Source organism: Jeotgalicoccus aerolatus (assembly GCF_014635205.1).
In the GTDB taxonomy this organism is placed as follows: domain Bacteria; phylum Bacillota; class Bacilli; order Staphylococcales; family Salinicoccaceae; genus Jeotgalicoccus; species Jeotgalicoccus aerolatus.
This window is the reverse complement of record NZ_BMCN01000001.1, coordinates 198,789-215,656: the sequence shown is the minus strand read 5'-3', so window position 1 is coordinate 215,656 and position 16,868 is coordinate 198,789. Positions and strand designations below refer to the sequence as shown.

The 16,868-nt window shown below is 43.2% G+C and carries 14 protein-coding genes; all 14 read right to left on the bottom strand.

The features are described from left to right. Position 1 precedes the first annotated feature (1 nt). Positions 2–1,348 carry a replication initiation and membrane attachment family protein gene (locus tag IEU81_RS01165; RefSeq protein WP_186089905.1) on the bottom strand — a complete coding sequence of 449 codons (1,347 nt, stop codon included), beginning with the start codon at positions 1,346–1,348 and terminating at the stop codon, positions 2–4. Further along, positions 1,338–1,808 (bottom strand): transcriptional regulator NrdR, encoded by a 471-nt coding sequence (nrdR, locus tag IEU81_RS01160; protein WP_186089903.1) that lies wholly within the window; start codon positions 1,806–1,808, stop codon positions 1,338–1,340. Before nrdR ends, IEU81_RS01165 begins: the two co-directional genes overlap by 11 nt. A gap of 186 nt (positions 1,809–1,994) precedes the next feature. Beyond that, positions 1,995–2,414 carry an antibiotic biosynthesis monooxygenase family protein gene (locus tag IEU81_RS01155; protein ID WP_092594949.1) on the bottom strand — a complete coding sequence of 140 codons (420 nt, stop codon included), beginning with the start codon at positions 2,412–2,414 and terminating at the stop codon, positions 1,995–1,997. Positions 2,415–2,496: 82 nt separating this feature from the next. Next, positions 2,497–3,501, bottom strand: a complete 1,005-nt coding sequence (gene gap / locus IEU81_RS01150; protein ID WP_092594951.1) for a type I glyceraldehyde-3-phosphate dehydrogenase — start codon at positions 3,499–3,501, stop codon at positions 2,497–2,499. 73 nt (positions 3,502–3,574) lie between these two features. Continuing rightward, positions 3,575–4,168: a dephospho-CoA kinase gene (gene coaE, locus IEU81_RS01145; protein WP_186089902.1), complete on the bottom strand. Its 594-nt coding sequence runs from the start codon at positions 4,166–4,168 to the stop codon at positions 3,575–3,577. Positions 4,169–4,176: 8 nt separating this feature from the next. After that, the gene (gene mutM / locus IEU81_RS01140) at positions 4,177–5,040 is read right to left on the bottom strand and encodes a bifunctional DNA-formamidopyrimidine glycosylase/DNA-(apurinic or apyrimidinic site) lyase (RefSeq protein WP_186089900.1); all 864 of its coding nucleotides are present in this window, start codon (positions 5,038–5,040) and stop codon (positions 4,177–4,179) included. Between the two features lie 9 nt (positions 5,041–5,049). After that, positions 5,050–7,653, bottom strand: coding sequence for a DNA polymerase I (gene polA, locus IEU81_RS01135; RefSeq protein ID WP_186089898.1), 2,604 nt, complete (start codon positions 7,651–7,653; stop codon positions 5,050–5,052). A 194-nt stretch (positions 7,654–7,847) separates the two neighbouring features. Beyond that, positions 7,848–9,422 (bottom strand): AbgT family transporter, encoded by a 1,575-nt coding sequence (locus IEU81_RS01130; RefSeq protein ID WP_186089897.1) that lies wholly within the window; start codon positions 9,420–9,422, stop codon positions 7,848–7,850. Positions 9,423–9,515: 93 nt separating this feature from the next. After that, positions 9,516–10,784 carry an NADP-dependent isocitrate dehydrogenase gene (gene icd, locus IEU81_RS01125; RefSeq protein WP_092594963.1) on the bottom strand — a complete coding sequence of 423 codons (1,269 nt, stop codon included), beginning with the start codon at positions 10,782–10,784 and terminating at the stop codon, positions 9,516–9,518. Positions 10,785–10,818: 34 nt separating this feature from the next. Beyond that, entirely contained in the window at positions 10,819–11,937 is a 1,119-nt protein-coding gene (citZ, locus tag IEU81_RS01120; RefSeq protein ID WP_186089895.1) for a citrate synthase, read from the bottom strand. Positions 11,938–12,260: 323 nt separating this feature from the next. Beyond that, positions 12,261–13,031 carry a hypothetical protein gene (locus tag IEU81_RS01115; protein ID WP_186089894.1) on the bottom strand — a complete coding sequence of 257 codons (771 nt, stop codon included), beginning with the start codon at positions 13,029–13,031 and terminating at the stop codon, positions 12,261–12,263. A gap of 18 nt (positions 13,032–13,049) precedes the next feature. Then, a complete protein-coding gene (gene pyk, locus IEU81_RS01110) occupies positions 13,050–14,810 on the bottom strand; it encodes a pyruvate kinase (RefSeq protein ID WP_186089892.1) in 1,761 nt (586 codons plus the stop codon). Positions 14,811–14,824: 14 nt separating this feature from the next. Further along, entirely contained in the window at positions 14,825–15,784 is a 960-nt protein-coding gene (pfkA, locus tag IEU81_RS01105; protein WP_092594971.1) for a 6-phosphofructokinase, read from the bottom strand. 134 nt (positions 15,785–15,918) lie between these two features. Beyond that, positions 15,919–16,866 carry an acetyl-CoA carboxylase carboxyltransferase subunit alpha gene (locus tag IEU81_RS01100; RefSeq protein ID WP_092594973.1) on the bottom strand — a complete coding sequence of 316 codons (948 nt, stop codon included), beginning with the start codon at positions 16,864–16,866 and terminating at the stop codon, positions 15,919–15,921. Positions 16,867–16,868 lie beyond the last annotated feature (2 nt).

The window sequence follows — 16,868 nt, the reverse complement described above, 5'->3', positions numbered from 1 at the left end:
CCTAATTTTCCCTGAATTTATCGATCAGTTTACTGAAATCTTCATCGTCTTTCAACGTTTTTCTCGGTTCCTTATCGTTCTTCACCGGCTCATTTTTAACCGGTTTCTGTCTCTTTTCAGCCGGTCTTTTATCCGACTTTTCTTTCAGCCAGGCCGGCTGTTCTTCGCCGGGACCGGAATATTTAAACTGGCGCTTACGCCGCTTCTCTTCCTGGGCATCTCTAAATTCCATAATGGACTGGTAAGCTTCCGCTGCCGTGCGGTAGCCTTCTTTTTCCCAGTTTTCAGCAATGGTCATCACGTATCTTAAAGGCAGCTCGCCGTCTTTCATTTGAATGGCATATTCCAGCAGCACATTTAAAACGCCGTTTTCGAGACCGGTTTTAACGATCAGTTCCGTCACAACTTTTAAATCATTTTCAGACGGCTTGTAGCTTCTAAGATCGTTAATTCTGTCGAGCGGACTCACCTTGTCGAGTCCTTCTAAATACGTCTCATCACCCGATGGCTGAACCGCTTCTTCCTGGGTTGAAAAACTTGGAATCACTTCGCCGTATTCCTTCTGATAGTATTTGCGGGCTTCAGTTTTTAAGCGTTCTTTATCGATTCCGAACTCGGGGCTCGTCGACTGCAGCAGCACCTGCTTAATATCGTAAGCATTTAATTTAAACAGCTGGCTGAGCTGGACGATCAGCCGTTTGATTTCTTTTGAGAAAAACTGCTTATCGATGCGCGTGCCTTTCAAATGGGTGAACAGAACATCGAAGTCGAAGTCATCGAGTGATACTGCAGGCCCTCTCGACGTCTCGTTGTGCTTGAAATTTTCATGGGGCGTTTTAAATTTAGCATCTCTGGCATGATAAAACACCTCTGTAAATTTCTTCGTCACTTCGGTAATATTTTCCGGCAAGTCAGGATAAATCAGGCGCTCTTTTTTATCGTTAAATTTCTGAGAACCGACTTGCGAGTACAAGTACATCGACAGCATCGGATCTTTAAAATACATATCCGCCGACAGCGGCTGCAGCAGGCTGTAAACGAACAAGTCATCGTGTGCCTTATTGGAAACGTATGTCCGGACCAGTCCGATCGCTTCCAGCTTGTCGACCGCTTTCTCAAAACCGGACAGATTTAAAGACAGTTCATCCATCAGCTCGCGGTGAAAACGGACCGCCAGTTTATCGTATATTTTAGTCGATTCAAATAAATATAAATAAATTGCAAAAGCCTCAGTCCCGATCACCGGCAAGTACAAGCTGTTGAGTACTTCGTAATGATCGCCCGACAGATTACCCGGCTGATACACGATAAACTCCGTATTCGGTTTTAAACGCTCATTATACTTCATTGTCAGCCTTACCTTTTTCTAAATTTTGTAAGATATCCATCAACTGGTCGATATCTTTAAACTCTCTGTAAACCGAGGCAAAACGCACATAAGCGACCTGATCCAGAGTAATTAATTCATTCATGACGGATTCACCGATATCGTTCGAAGAAATCTCCGGTTTGTTTAAATTTCTTAACGTCGCTTCGACATTGTCCGCACGCTTTTCAATTTCCTCATAGGGAATGGACCGTTTTTCACAAGCTTTCAAAAAGCCGTCCAGCACTTTGGAACGGTCGAACACTTCACGGGTGCCGTCCTTTTTAATTACGACTAAGGGTGACAGTTCAATCCGTTCAAAAGTCGTAAATCGCGTGCCGCAATTTTCGCACTCGCGGCGTCTGCGAATCGCATTCATCTCATCTGCATGACGCGAATCCACAACTTTTGAATTCGTATCCTGGCATTTTGGACATCTCATGTGATGTTCACCTCATTTGTAATAGATTCGTTTCAATTATTATAACACCGATAGCAGGAAACTTAAAAAAGAATGCGGGGATGCGGGTGTGTCGAGTCTCTCAAGGCCTCACCCGCCTATTAAATCAAACAAAAAACAGCTCGTCTCCGTCAGGAGCAGCAGAGCTGTTTATCGGTAAAAATAAGTCTATGCTTCAACTTTGAAGTTTTCACGTACAGGCATTGCTTCTAAATATTCACTGCCTTCGGATTTCACGCGCTGTTCTTTTTTAACGTGTGAATTTTGGAAGGCTTCGGAATCTACCCAGGCCTTGAAGTCTTCCGTAGACTGCCAGCCTGTTAGCACAGTCATTTTATTGTCTTTTTTAAGCAGCATAAAGCCTCTAAATCCTTCATACTGGTCGACGTTGCCTTTACGGCCTTTAAATCGTTTAATCATATCTTTGATGTAGTCTTCTTTGACGATAAAATTATTTGCTGCAACGTGTCCGGCGGTATTTAAATCACCGTCGTGAATAATCACATCGTAAGTGCCGTCTTTAAATGTTGCTGTTTCACCGTCGATAAGCAGTTCAGTGTTTTGTCCGTCTGTATTGACTAATTTCATATCCGTATTCCTCCGTTCCAATAGTTACTTTTATTATAACAAAAAGAAGGATAGCTTAAACTATCCTCCTGTGAAAGTATTGTTAAATATTTTTAGCGATCATTTCTGCTAATTCGACACATCTTACTGAGTAGCCCCACTCGTTGTCGTACCAAGATAGAACTTTAACTTTGTTATCGCCCATAACCATCGTTAAGTCTGAATCGATAATTGAGCTGCGCGGATCAGTATTGTAGTCGCTTGACACTAAAGGCTGTTCGCTGACGCCTAAAATACCTTTCATTGCATCTGCTTCATATTTCTTGAATGCTGCATTGACTTCTTCTTTAGTCACTTCTTTTTCTAAATCTACAACCAGGTCAACTAAAGATACGTTTGATACCGGTACGCGGAGTGCCATACCGTCTAATTTACCTTCAAGTTCAGGCAGTACTAAAGCTGTTGCTTTGGCTGCACCTGTTGACGTTGGAATAATGTTTTCTGCAGCTGAACGCGCACGGCGTAAATCTTTGTGCGGGTTATCGATATTCATCTGGTCGTTAGTGTAAGCGTGAACTGTAGTCACAAGACCATTTTTAATTCCGAATTCATCGTTCAGCACTTTAGCAACCGGTGCAAGACAGTTCGTCGTACATGATGCATTTGAGAATACATCGTATGAAGACGTGTCTAATGTTGCACAGTTCACACCGCGTACTAATGTTTGCACATTGCCGCCTTTAGACGGACCAGTTAATAATACTTTTTTAGCGCCGGCATTAATATGAGCAGCAGCTTTATCACCGTGGTTAAATGCACCTGTTGCTTCGATTACTAAATCGATGCCGAGGTCTTTCCAAGGTAAGTTTTCAGGGTTGCGGTCGCTTGTTACAGTAATTTCTTTACCGTCTACAACAAGGTTGTCCCCTTTAACTTCAACTGTTTTGTCCCAAGTACCATGCGTTGTATCGTATTTTAGTAAATGTGCAATCGTACTTGCAGGGTGTGTGGCATTGATTGCAGCGAGATCAAGTTCTTCAGATTCGCTGATAATGCGAAACACCATTCTTCCAATTCTACCTAAACCATTAATTGCAACTTTTTTCATGACTAGAGCTCCTTTAAAAGTTCGTTTTTTCATAAATAGTATAACACATTTAAAGCTATGATTGAACGCGTTTTCACATACTTTCCAACTCTTCTGTAAATCTGTCGATTTGTTCATATAAAGCGTCGAGATTTCCATTGTTGTCAATACGGTATTTGCTCTTCATCACTTTATCTGTCAGCGGCATCTGGCTGTTAATTCTCGCCTCTGCTTCTTCGATAGTTAAATCATCCCGTTCTGTCAGCCGCTTAATTTGAGTATCCCGGTCTACAAAGACTGTGACAACAAAATCACAGCGCTGATCCAGCCCGTTTTCAAATAGCAGCGGAATGTCTAAAAAGACATGGCCTTCTTGAACGAATTTCGCTTCATCTGCATTCATCATTTGCCGGATTAAGGGGTGAACGATTTCATTTAGCGTCCGGCGTTTATCGGCATCGTTAAAAATGATGCTGCCGAGCTGCTTACGGTCGAGTTCCCCTGCATCGTTAACGATGTCTTCACCGAAGGCTTCGATAATTTGAGGGAGGGCCGGGCCGTTTTTCGCCGTCGTTTGTCGTGAATACTGATCTGCATCGAGCACTGTGTAGCCGCGGTCTTTTAAATAATTGCTCACGGTCGTTTTACCGCTGGCAATCCCACCTGTTAAACCGATAATTTTATACATGATTCACATCACCTCTGACAAGTTGTGCAATAAAAAGTATTGCGCGTATTAATCACTTTCGTTTTCAGCTCGTGTCCGAGCGGGCATTTATCCTGCTGGTACACTTTAAAACTGTGCTGCATTTCACCTTTGCCGCCGGTGACGCTGCGGTAGTCGGATATGGTCGAACCGCCTCTCGATAAGGACAGTTCAAACACTTCCGTAATTCTTTCAAACAGCTCTGACAGCCGTTTATCGGATATATTTTTCACCTTTTTAGTCGGTAAAATATGCGCCAGATACAAGCTTTCAGCGGCGTAAATATTACCGACACCGGGAATCACTTCCCCGTCCATAATGGCCGCCTTAACTGGTTTTTCTGCAAACTTTTTAGAACGGAGTGTCTGTAAAAAATGAGTCCTGCTAAATTCATCCGTATACTCAGGCGCCATGCGCGCAAATGGCGGGAAATCGTGCAGGCTGTCGTGCGTATGCATTTCACCGAACCTGCGAATATCCGAGTAAACCAGCTTCTGACCGTTATTCAAAGTAAAAATAACCTGCCAGTGCTTTTTAAAATTCGCTTCTTTAATGTCATCGAAATCCGACACGATAAAATACGCCCCCGACATACCGAGATGGCTGACGATATGCGTCGTTTGAAATTCATCACTGATTAAGAAATATAAATATTTCCCCCGGCGTCCGATATGCGCAATCATTTTGCCGGTCACGATGTCGATAAATGACTTTAGATCGTCTTTAACAATCGTACGTTTTCCTGCAGCATGTCCTTTGTATATATAATTTGATAACACAACGTCCGTAATCGTTAAGTTCACAACCGGCGCGAGTTCCTGTTTCACGAGTTCAACTTCCGGCAATTCCGGCATCTATTCCACCTACTTCACTTCGTACCAATCCGTACCGTACCCTGCATCTACTTTTAAAGGCACGTCGATATCGATCGCATTTTCCATAATATCTTTAATCACCGGGATAAAGTCTTCCACTTCATCTTCCGGTATATCAAAGATCAGCTCATCGTGGATTTGTAATAATAATTCCGCATTAAATTTCTGAGCTTCTTCGCTCTCGGCATATTTCACCATAGCAAGCTTGATAATATCCGCAGCACTTCCTTGAATCGGTGAATTCATCGCTGTTCTTTCTGCAAATGAACGGGCATTAAAGTTGCGGCTGTTTACGTCAGGAACGTAACGACGGCGGTGTAAGAGCGTCGACACGTAGCCGTCGCGTTTAGCATCCTGCACGATATCGTGCATAAACTGCTTCACTTCTTTAAACGAGTTCAAATACGTCTCTATAAAGCTGGCCGCTTCCTTACGCGTAATACCGAGGTTCTGACTGAGACCGTAATCGCTGATGCCGTATACAATCCCGAAGTTAACCGCCTTGGCATTTCTTCTCATTAAAGGCGTCACTTCATCCAGTTCTACACCGTATACTTCCATCGCTGTTTTGGTGTGAATATCGATGTCGTTCGTAAACGCCTCGACCATCGATTCATCTTTAGTAATTGCAGCCAGCACCCGCAGTTCGATTTGTGAATAGTCGAGTCCAAGCAGGACATTCCCTGCTTTAGACGGCACGAATGCCTGTCTGATCTTACGCCCCTCTTCCAGGCGGATTGGAATATTTTGAAGGTTCGGTTCCACACTCGATAAACGCCCGGTCTGAGCCAGCGTCTGGTTAAAGCGCGTATGAATTCTCGAGTCTTCAGATACTTCAGCCTGCAGGCCGATGACATAAGTCGACTGCAGCTTGCTGATCGTTCTGTAATTTAAAATATAGTCGATAATTTCATGCTTATCCTGCAGCTGTTCCAGCACATCGACCGCTGTAGAATAGCCCGTTTTCGTTTTCTTGATTACAGGCAGTTCCAGCTTTTCAAATAAAATAACACCGAGCTGTTTCGGAGAATTAATATTAAATGTTTCTCCCGCTAAGCCGTATATTTTTTCTTCAATCGCCGTCAGTTTTTCACTGAGTTCCGCTTCCATTTCTTTTAAACGTTCCTTTTTAATCATAATGCCTTTTAATTCCATTTGTACGAGCACTTTCGACAGCGGAATTTCCAGGTCATGCAGCAAATCGTACATTTCATCTTTTTTCAGCTGGTCAGCCATCGGTTCAGCGACCGTGTCGATAGCCTGGACTTTATCGGCAACAAAATCTTTCGTTTCCGCTGCTTCAGGCGTCTTTTTGTTGCGGCCTTTGCCGTAATGAAAATCGTCGCTGTTAATCGACACGTTAAAGAGTCCCGCCGTTTCCGCCACGTCGATAATTTTCTTAGACGGATTGAGTAAGAAACTGCCGAGCATAATATCTTCTGTAAATTGATCGAACTCGACATCTAAATGATTTAACAGTGCCACTTGGCGTTTCAAATCATAAGTCGTGACGGAATTTCTCGTATTTAAAAACTGGCTGAGCTCGTCGGAATCAAATTCTCCTGCTTCTTTAACGAGCACAAAATTCTTATCTGCAATGCCGATAAACTCCGGTTTCGCCCGTAAATAGTTTTCCGTGTGGACTTCTAAATAGATGCTGATATCCTCACCGAAATCATTCAGACTGTCCGTCCGTTCTGCAGTAAAGGCTGCTGCATCTTCTGCCTCGGATGCTTCCATATTGTCGAGCATGGAATTGAACTCCAGCTCTTTGAAAAGATCGTATTTTTCTTTTGAATCTTCACTGGTGAATTTAAGATCCTCCAGGTCGAAGTCAAAAGTCATGTCGCGGTAAATTGTCGCGAGCGCTTTACTCATCAGGGCAGTCTCTTTATTGTTCGTCAGGTTTTCGTTTAATTTTTTACCTGTGATGTTATCGAGATTATCGAGGACATTTTCGACGCTGTCATACTCTTTTAACAATTTGACAGCCGTCTTCTCACCGACGCCCGGCACACCTGGAATATTATCCGATTTATCCCCCATTAAACCTTTTAAATCGATAATCTGCAGCGGTTTTAATCCATCGTAGACTTCGCTGACATGTTCGGGTGTATACACTTCAATATCCGTGACACCTTTTTTAGTAATGTAAACTTTCGTATAATCTGACGCCAGCTGTGTTAAGTCTTTATCGCCTGTAATCACGATTGTTTCAAACTTCTCTTCATCCGCAAGCTTTGTCCAAGTGCCGATAATATCATCCGCTTCATAATCTTCATGTTCGAAGCGCTTAATACCGTAAGTGTCGATCAGCTGTCTGATCGGTGCAAACTGTTCACCTAATTCAGGCGGAGTCTTCTGTCTGCCGCCTTTATATTCCGTATACTGCTTATGTCTGAACGTCGATTTACCCGCATCAAACGCCACAAGGAAATAATCTGGTTCTTCCTCTTTTATAATTTTTTCCAGCAGTCGTGCATAACCGAAAATTGCATTTGTATGCAGTCCGCTCTGATTTGTTAACAGCGGCAATCCGTAAAAGGCACGAAACGCGATACTGTTTCCATCCATGAGAATTAACTTAGCCATAATAATCTCCTTAGTTAGTCATTCAGTCTTTATTAAATTATACAGTTCTTCAGTATTTTAGCCAATTAAAAAAGATGGGGTTTAGTTTGTGGGCCGGCAGTTGACCCGATTCATTCACAACGGGATTTCGCCGTTGTCACCAGCAAAACAAAAAACACCGCACTCTTCAGAGTACGGTGATTCTATTATAAATGTTAGTAATGAATCGGTGAATCCGGACCGAGCGGAATACCGAGGAGGCTCCACACAATCAGCATTAATGCCCAGAAGATGAAGAAGAAAATAGAATACGGCAGCATAACTGAAATCAGCGTACCGATACCGATATTTTTATCGTATTTCTGTGCGAATGCAATGATGATTGCAAAGTAAGTCATTAACGGTGTAATGATGTTTGTACTTGAGTCTGCGACACGGTAAGCCATCGATGTCATTTCCGGCGAGTAGCCAAGCTGCATAAGAATTGGCACAAATATTGGCGCCATCAATGCCCATTTCGCACTTGCACTGCCGATGAATAGGTTAATCAGTGCAGTCACAAGCATGAATCCGATTAAGAGCGGAATGCCTGTTAAGTTTAAGCTTTCTAAGAGCTGTGCACCGTAAACCCCGATCACAAGACCTAAGTTTGATTCTGTAAAGTAAGCAACGAATTGACCAGCTGCGAATGCCAGCACGATAAACATCCCCATCGATGCCATTGTGTCTGTCATCTGACCTGCAACGTCTTTATCGTTTTTAATTGATTTCGTTACAATACCGTAAACGAGTCCCGGTATAAAGAACAGAATTGCAATGATCGGCACGAGTGAACTCATAAATGGTGACTGGATAATTGTATCCATATAAGTACCGACCTCGTCCGGTCCTCTCATTGGTGAGTTTGGCAGTGCAACGAGCAGTGCCGCAAGAATAATACTGATAATAACTGCAACAAGTGCCCAAATCAGACCTTTTTTCTCAATTGGTTCCAGTTTTTGCATGTTGTCAACTTCGTCTGATGACATTTCATCTTCCTGCTCTTTAGACATTGTAAATGTTCCAAGACGCGGTTCGACAATTTTAGATGATACGAACCAGCCGACGAATGTCAGTAAGAACACACTCACAATGATAAAGTACCAGTTCATCGCAACGTTAATTGAATCCGCATAAGCTGGATCAATCACTGCAGCTGCTGCAGCTGTTAATTCTGCAAGCATAACGTCGGTACCGCTTAACAGCAAGTTCGCTGAGAACCCTGCCGATACACCGGCAAAGGCTGCAGCCAGACCCGCAAGCGGGTGTCTGCCAAGTGCTAAGTATAATAAGGCACCAAGCGGCGGTAATACAACGTACCCTGCATCAGAAGCAACTGATGACATAATCCCTGCAAATACTAGACCTGCAGTAATTAAGTTTTTAGGGATAGACAATACAAACGCTTTCAAAGCTGCGCCTATAAGTCCAGAGCGTTCTGCAACACCGATACCAAGCATTGTTAAGAGTACAACACCTAACGGCGCAAAGTTGATAAAGTTATCTGTCATGCTTTCGAATATATATTTTATTCCTTCAGCATTTAAAAGGTTAGTGACGGTAACTTCTTCGTTACCTTCTCCTGGATGTGTAACGGAAATTCCAAGTATTCCGAAAATTGACGATAAAATTAAAGTCAATACCGCAAGTAAAGCAAAAAGCGTAACCGGGTGCGGCAGTTTGTTACCCAGCCATTCAACAAAATCTAAGAACTTTTGAAACAAACCATGTTTCTTATTACTTTCTTCCACAGCTAAAAATCCTCCAATATGTATCAAAATTAAAAGCCGCTCATACGAGCGACTTTACCAGTATAATATTTACTTAAAAATTTTACAATTGAATTATTGCATATTCTCTATTAATGCATCGCCAAATTCAGAACATTTCACTTCTGTCGCGCCTTCCATCAGGCGTGCGAAGTCATATGTGACAACTTTTTTAGATATTGTGTTTTCAATCGCCTGGTTAACTAGGTCAGCAGCTTCCTGCCATCCTAAGTGTTCAAGCATTAATACGCCTGAAAGCAGCACTGATGAAGGGTTCACTTTATCTTGTCCAGCATATTTAGGTGCTGTACCATGTGTCGCTTCAAAAATAGCGTGTCCAGTTTCGTAGTTAATGTTTGCTCCCGGTGCGATACCAATTCCGCCAACTTGCGCTGCAAGTGCATCACTGATGTAGTCACCGTTTAAGTTCATTGTTGCAACAACGTCAAATTCTTTTGGACGTGTTAAGATCTGCTGTAAGAAAATATCAGCAATAGAGTCTTTGATAATAATTTTACCGTCAGCAACAGCTTGATCTTGTGCTGCATCCGCTTTTTCTTTACCATCTTTTTCTACGATTTCGTCGTATTCAGCCCAAGTAAATGTCTTGTCGCCGAATTCATTACGAGCCAGTTCGTAACCCCATTTTTTAAATCCGCCTTCAGTGAACTTCATGATGTTTCCTTTGTGCACTAAAGTGACAGATGGTTTGTTGTGCTCGATTGCATAATTAATCGCAGAACGTACCAGACGCTCAGTTCCTTCTTTAGAAACCGGCTTAATAGCAATTGAAGAAGACTCAGGGAAACGGATATTTTTAACGCCCATTTCATCTTGTAAGAAATCGACAACTTTTTTAACTTCAGGCGTACCTTCGTTAAATTCGATTCCCGCGTAAATATCTTCAGTGTTTTCTCTGAAAATCTGCATGTCGCAATGCTCAGGGTGTTTAACCGGTGAAGGTACACCGCTGTAGTGTCTTACTGGACGGAGACATGCAAATAAATCAAGCTCCTGGCGCAGTGTTACGTTTAATGAACGGAAACCGCCGCCGATTGGCGTTGTTAATGGACCTTTAATCGCGATTAAATATTCATCGATTTTATCGAGTGTATCCTGAGGCAGCCATTCCCCTGTTTTATCGAATGCTTTTTGACCTGCGTATACTTCAAGCCAGTCAATTTTCTTCTCGCCTTTGTATGCTTTTTCTACAGCTGCATCGATTACTCTGCTTGCTGCAGCCCAAATATCAGGACCAATGCCGTCTCCTTCGATGAAAGGAATCACCGGATGATTTGGAACGTTTAATACACCATTATTAGTTTGAATTTTTTCTCCTGCCATAAATAAAAACCCCCGTTAGTTTTATCTGTAAAGATTATTTTCTGTTTTCGATTGCTTCGTATTTTCTGTCTGTATGACCGTTGTATTCAGCACGCGGTCTAATTAATCTGTTGTTTTCAAACTGCTCGAAAATGTGCGCAATCCAGCCTGAAGTTCTGCTGACCGCAAAAATCGGCGTGAACAGATCATGTGCGATACCAAGCGAATGGTAAACTGATGCACTGAAGAAGTCTACGTTAGGCAGCAGCCCTTTTTCTTCTTCGATAATCTGCGCAATTTTAATCGACATTTCATACAGTTCCGGCTGACCGTTTTCTTCAGTTAAGCGGCGGGCCATATCTTTAAGATACTTCGCACGCGGGTCGCCTTCTTTGTATACTCTGTGGCCGATTCCCATAATTTTCTCTTTGTTATCGAGTTTGTTATGGATGTAGCTGTCCACTTTATCAAGTGAACCGATTTCTTCCAGCATCGCCATTACTTTTTCATTGGCTCCGCCGTGCAATGGTCCTTTCAGGGCACCGATTGCACCTGTTACACCTGAATACACATCAGATAATGTCGCAACGATTACTCGTGCAGCAAAAGTCGATGCGTTGATTTCATGGTCGGCATGAAGAATCAGCGCCTTGTTCATCGCTTCAACTTGAACCGGTGTCGGTTCTTTGCCGTATAACATGTACAGGAAGTTTTTAGCATAGCCGTATTCCGGGTTTGGATCGACAACTTCCTGGCCTTCACGCGTACGGGCAATCGCCGCAACGATTGAAGGAATTTTCGCCTGAATGCGAATCCCTTTTAATAATGTCGCTTCTTCAGACTGATCTTCAGCTTTTTCATCTGTATGTGCAAGCAGTGATACTGCTGTGCGCAATGCACTCATCGGGTGCACGCTTTTATCTACAAATGTTTTGTAAAAGCCTTTCGCATCTTCAGTTAAAAATGCGTGTTCAAATAATTCCTTTTTAAACTGTTTAAGTTCTTCTGCATTTGGCAGATGATCGTGCCACAGTAAATAAACCACTTCTTCAAATTCAGCATTTTCTGCTAAATCATCTATTTCATAACCACAATAAGTCAGCTGTGTGCCGATAATTGAACTGATTCTTGATTCGCCAATTACAACACCTTCTAAACCGCTGTTTCCAGTCATAAATCCCCCTCCTAAATATGTAACAGAATCTTTAAAGCAAGTATAACAAAATTGTTACAGATTTGTTTACCCTTACTTAGGCGCTATATTTGTGAATAAGAACACAAAATGTAAGCGCAATCCATGAAAACTCTGCTTTCTGCTCATAATAAACCAATACCCGCTTCGAGTAATAAGTATCAGTTAATTAACTTATATTATATCATAAGTATAAATTATTAACATCAGTAATAGCTGCCACAAGCAAATATGTTTTATCTCCGATAAAGAAAAAACTGCCCAAAAAGCCGATACGGCTTCTCCGGCAGTTTAAATCTTAACGATTACTCTGACATATTATGCGGTTTTTCAATCATTTCAATATTGCCGATATCTGTGTAGTCCACAGTCGAATGAACATTTATTTCTTCACCTTCGCTGACAATATCTGCTTCTAATTCGCTGCCTGTAAATACATGGTCAGCATTGAAATACAGCTGCAGTGTACCGTTAATGCTGTCTGCAGCTTCTATTGCCGAAGCAGTTTCTTCATCCAGCACATTGCCAAAAGCTGATGCATCTTCGATATTTACCGTTACCGCATAGCCTTCTTCCAGCTCACTCACTTCACCTTCAGGATAGTTCTCAAGCGATGAGACTATGGTTTGATAGTCTCCGCCTTCGGCTTCCATCGTTTCATCAGAATTCAAGATTTCGTTATTCTGATAAATAAAGTGATCGCCGTCAACAACATAATGGGTCAAAATATCTCCGTTATTGTTCACCGACAGTTTAAATTCGTTTTGTTCACCGTAAGTCATAATTGTCCGAATCGTGCTTTCATCATCCGCATTCGTAATATTAATTGTCTGCGCTGCTTCATAGCTCGTTACACTGTCACTGTTCTCAACAGCACTGCTGATTAAATCTGCGGATGTGAGATTGTTTTCTTCATCTGATGATGCATCAGATGACGTTTCAGCAGCTTCTTCTGGATTTTGTTCTGAGCTTTCGTCAGCTGTTTCCTGTCCGGATTCTTCTGCAGTATCTTCACCGCTTGAACACGCTGATAATATCATTAAACTGCCAAGTAAAACCGCGAGCGTTCTTTTCATCCAACACACCTCTAATCTTTATAACACGTGCGCATGGCCGCTGTAGACGACGCTCTGCTCGCTGTCTATCGTCACAAGCATGCCGTCTTCCAGTACTTCAAGCGCTTCTTTTGCACCGACAATAGTCGGCAGTTCTAAATTCAGTCCGACAATCGCGCCTTGACTCGTCAAGCCGCCTTCTACCGTCACTAAGCCCGCTGCTTTAATTAAGAGCGGCGTCATCAGCGCATCGACTGACTGAACCACGACGATTTTATCTTTCGTATCTTTATCCTGAAGCTCATTGTAATTTTTCGCTGTGACCACTTCTCCGACTGCACTCTTATCGCCGATACCCTGTGCTTTTATTAAAGTATCTCCAACCACGTGCAGTTTCATTAAGTTTGTCGTTCCGGCACGGCCGGCAGGGACGCCTGCTGTAATGATAATTAAGTCGCCTTCGTTAGCGTAGCCTTTATCCAGCGTCGCAGTGACAGAAGTATTCAGCAGTTCATCCGTATCTTTCTCTGCTTCACGGACGATCGGATTAACCCCCCAGACAAGATTCAGCTGGCGTGCAACATAGTCGTAAGGTGTGACTGCAACGATGTTAGCGTGCGGACGGTATTTCGCAATCATGCGTGCTGTATGTCCGCTTTCTGTCGCAGCAACGATTGCTTTACAGCTTAAATTCAGCGCTGTGTGAGCAACGGATACACCAATGGCTGTTACCATATTCGTCTGCGTTGATTTCGTTCTGTCGGATAATAATTTCTTATAGTCCTGAGCCTCTTCTGCTGAGACTGCGATTTTAGCCATCGTTAAGACCGCTTCAACCGGATATGATCCCGCCGCTGTTTCACCGCTCAGCATTACGGCATCTGTGCCGTCGTATATCGCATTGGCCACGTCGCTTGCTTCTGCGCGTGTACATCTCGGGTTATTCTGCATTGAATCCAGCATCTGTGTTGCCGTAATGACCGGTTTTCCGAGTAAATTACATTTTCTGATCAGTTCTTTTTGCATCATCGGTACAGTTTCAGGTGCAATTTCAACCCCGAGGTCTCCGCGGGCAACCATCAGACCGTCTGAAATTTTTAGAATTTCATCGATGTTGTCGATGCCTTCCTGGTTTTCAATTTTAGGGATAATCTTAATGTATTCGCCCTCATGTGTTTCGAGCAGTTCTCTAATTTCAAGGACGTCCTGGGCACGTCTGACAAAGCTTGCTGCGATAAAGTCAACGCCCTGTTCGATGCCGAATTTAACATCGTCTTTGTCCTTTTCAGTTAAACCGGGAAGTTTAACGCTGACGCCTGGAACGTTAACCCCTTTTTTATTTTTTAAGACCCCGTTATTTTTAACAGTTGTCGTAATCAAACCGTCCGCTTTAGAAATCGCATCGATTTCCAGTTCAACCAGGCCGTCATCGAGTAAAATAAAGTCACCGACTTCAACGTCGTCGATTAGTCCTTCATACGATACTGAGAAGCGTTCTGAATTCCCCAGCACTTCAGTCATAGAGACATCGATTCTTTGGCCGCGAACCAGTTCAACCTGGCCGTTTTCCATAGCATGCGTTCTGATTTCAGGCCCCTTTGTATCGAGCAGAATTCCGACTGTTTTATCGAGTCGATCTGCGACTTTTCTAATCGTATCTATACGTGCTTTATGTTCTTCGTGGTCGCCGTGTGAAAAGTTCAAACGCGCCACGTTCATGCCCGCCATAATTACTTTTTCTAAAATTTCTTCAGATTCTGAAGCCGGTCCAATTGTACATACAATCTTTGTATTTCTCATTCTTGATTTCCTCCCTAAATTGAAAGCTCTTTTGAAAGTTGATAAATACTGTTGTCATACTGTTTGTTCTGTACATGTACGTACGAAAATTCTGTGGCAGTTAATTCGTTTCTGGATACACCTGCACCGACGCCGGAACGTCCTAAAAGGAGCAGTTCCACTGCATAAGCACCGAGTCTCGAGCCGAGTACTCTGTCTCCGGCGCTCGGTTTGCCGCCGCGCTGTATATGTCCTAAAACACTGATCCTGGTTTCTATTTTAATATACTTTGCCAGTTCAGTGCTACAATATTCTGCGGACATTACCCCTTCAGCAACGACAATCAGAGAATGTTTCTTGCCGCGGTCAAGCCCCGCTTGGATTCTCTCGGCAACATCCGACATTTTAGTATTTCTTTCCGGTATAAAAATCGTTTCTGCACCCGCTGCCAGACCGGCATTTAAAGCGAGCTCACCGGAATCTCTGCCCATAACTTCAATGATAAAGGTCCGCTCGTGACTCGTCGCCGTGTCGCGGATTCTGTCGATCATATCGACGATAGTATTTAAAGCAGTATCGTAGCCGATCGTAACATCGGTGCCGAAAATATCATTATCGATCGTCGCAGGCACACCGACTGTGTTAATGCCGAGTTCCTGAAGTTTATCGGCACCTGCATAGGAACCGTCACCGCCGATAACAATCAATCCTTCAATACCTAACGCTTTTAAATTATCAGCTGCTTTTTGCCTGCCTGCTAAAGTTTTAAATTCTTCGCTTCTGGCCGAATACAGCGCAGTACCGCCGCGGTGAATAATATCCCCGACATCGCCGAGATCCGCACGCTTAATATTGTTATGGATCAGTCCGTTAAAGCCGTGAGACACGATATACACTTCTATATTTTCATAGATTGCCTTACGCACTGCCGAACGGATGGCAGCATTCATGCCCGGCGCATCGCCGCCGCTCGTTAAAACCGCAATTTTCCTCATGTTAATCACCCACCTGTCAGTCAACTTAAACATAGCATAATTAGGCTTTGTCGGTCTATCTATTTGAAGTGACTAAGGGACAAAAAAAGCCGTATATCTCTAAATAGAGACTACGGCTTAAAATTAAAACACTATTATTCGCTGTACTGGCCGATCGACATGTACTTGTCGTAGCGCTGATCCACCAGCGCATCGCCGTCCATATCTGTTAATTCTGCCAGTGCATTGACTAAGACCTGCTCCGTCTCGTGGAAGACGAATGATTTGTCGTGATGTGCACCGCCGGACGGTTCTTTAACCGTACCGTCGCTGACACCGAGTTCAAGCAGATCCGCTGCAGTAATTTTTAAAGATTCCGCTGCGATTTCTTTCAGCGATGCATCTTTAAAGAGAATACTTGCGGCACCTTCCGGTGAAATGACCGAATACGTAGCATTTTCAAGCATGTACAGTTTATTGCAGACACCGAGCGCTAAAGCACCCCCGGAGCCGCCCTCACCGATTACAATACTGATTACAGGCACTGTCAGACCAGCCATCTCAACTAAGTTTCTGGCGATCGACTCGCTTTGGCCGCGCTCTTCTGCAGCCTTGCCGGGATAAGCGCCTTTAGTGTCGATAAAACAAATGACCGGGCGTTTAAATTTCTCCGCCTGCTTCATTAAACGTAAGGCTTTGCGGTAGCCGTCAGGATGCGCCATACCGAAATTGCGGGCGATATTATCTTTCGTATCCATGCCCCGCTGATTGCCGATAACCGTTACCGGACGGCCTTTAAACATAGCAATCCCGCCGATAATTGCGTTATCATCCGAATACGCACGGTCACCTTTAAACTCGATAAAATCATCGAATAGAGCTGCGATATATTCTTTAGACGTCGGACGCTTGATATAACGTGCAATTTCTACGCGCTGCCACGGTGTGAGCTGTGAGTATACTTCTTCTTTTTTATCTTTCACTTTTTTCTCCAGAAAGCTGATTTCCGTCGTTAAATCCAGCTTATTTTTATGGGCATATTTTTGAAGTTCTTTAATTTTATTTTCCAATTCAGTAATTGGCTTTTCAAATTCGAATACCATAA

Excerpts from the sequence above, each read along its gene's own strand:
- IEU81_RS01165 (WP_186089905.1), bottom strand. The coding sequence starts at position 1,348 with ATGAAGTATAATGAGCGTTTAAAACCGAATACGGAGTTTATCGTGTAT.
- nrdR (WP_186089903.1), bottom strand. The coding sequence starts at position 1,808 with ATGAGATGTCCAAAATGCCAGGATACGAATTCAAAAGTTGTGGATTCG.
- IEU81_RS01155 (WP_092594949.1), bottom strand. The coding sequence starts at position 2,414 with ATGAAATTAGTCAATACAGACGGACAAAACACTGAACTGCTTATCGAC.
- gap (WP_092594951.1), bottom strand. The coding sequence starts at position 3,501 with ATGAAAAAAGTTGCAATTAATGGTTTAGGTAGAATTGGAAGAATGGTG.
- coaE (WP_186089902.1), bottom strand. The coding sequence starts at position 4,168 with ATGTATAAAATTATCGGTTTAACAGGTGGGATTGCCAGCGGTAAAACG.
- mutM (WP_186089900.1), bottom strand. The coding sequence starts at position 5,040 with ATGCCGGAATTGCCGGAAGTTGAACTCGTGAAACAGGAACTCGCGCCG.
- polA (WP_186089898.1), bottom strand. The coding sequence starts at position 7,653 with ATGGCTAAGTTAATTCTCATGGATGGAAACAGTATCGCGTTTCGTGCC.
- icd (WP_092594963.1), bottom strand. The coding sequence starts at position 10,784 with ATGGCAGGAGAAAAAATTCAAACTAATAATGGTGTATTAAACGTTCCA.
- citZ (WP_186089895.1), bottom strand. The coding sequence starts at position 11,937 with ATGACTGGAAACAGCGGTTTAGAAGGTGTTGTAATTGGCGAATCAAGA.
- IEU81_RS01115 (WP_186089894.1), bottom strand. The coding sequence starts at position 13,031 with ATGAAAAGAACGCTCGCGGTTTTACTTGGCAGTTTAATGATATTATCA.
- pyk (WP_186089892.1), bottom strand. The coding sequence starts at position 14,810 with ATGAGAAATACAAAGATTGTATGTACAATTGGACCGGCTTCAGAATCT.
- pfkA (WP_092594971.1), bottom strand. The coding sequence starts at position 15,784 with ATGAGGAAAATTGCGGTTTTAACGAGCGGCGGCGATGCGCCGGGCATG.
- IEU81_RS01100 (WP_092594973.1), bottom strand. The coding sequence starts at position 16,866 with ATGGTATTCGAATTTGAAAAGCCAATTACTGAATTGGAAAATAAAATT.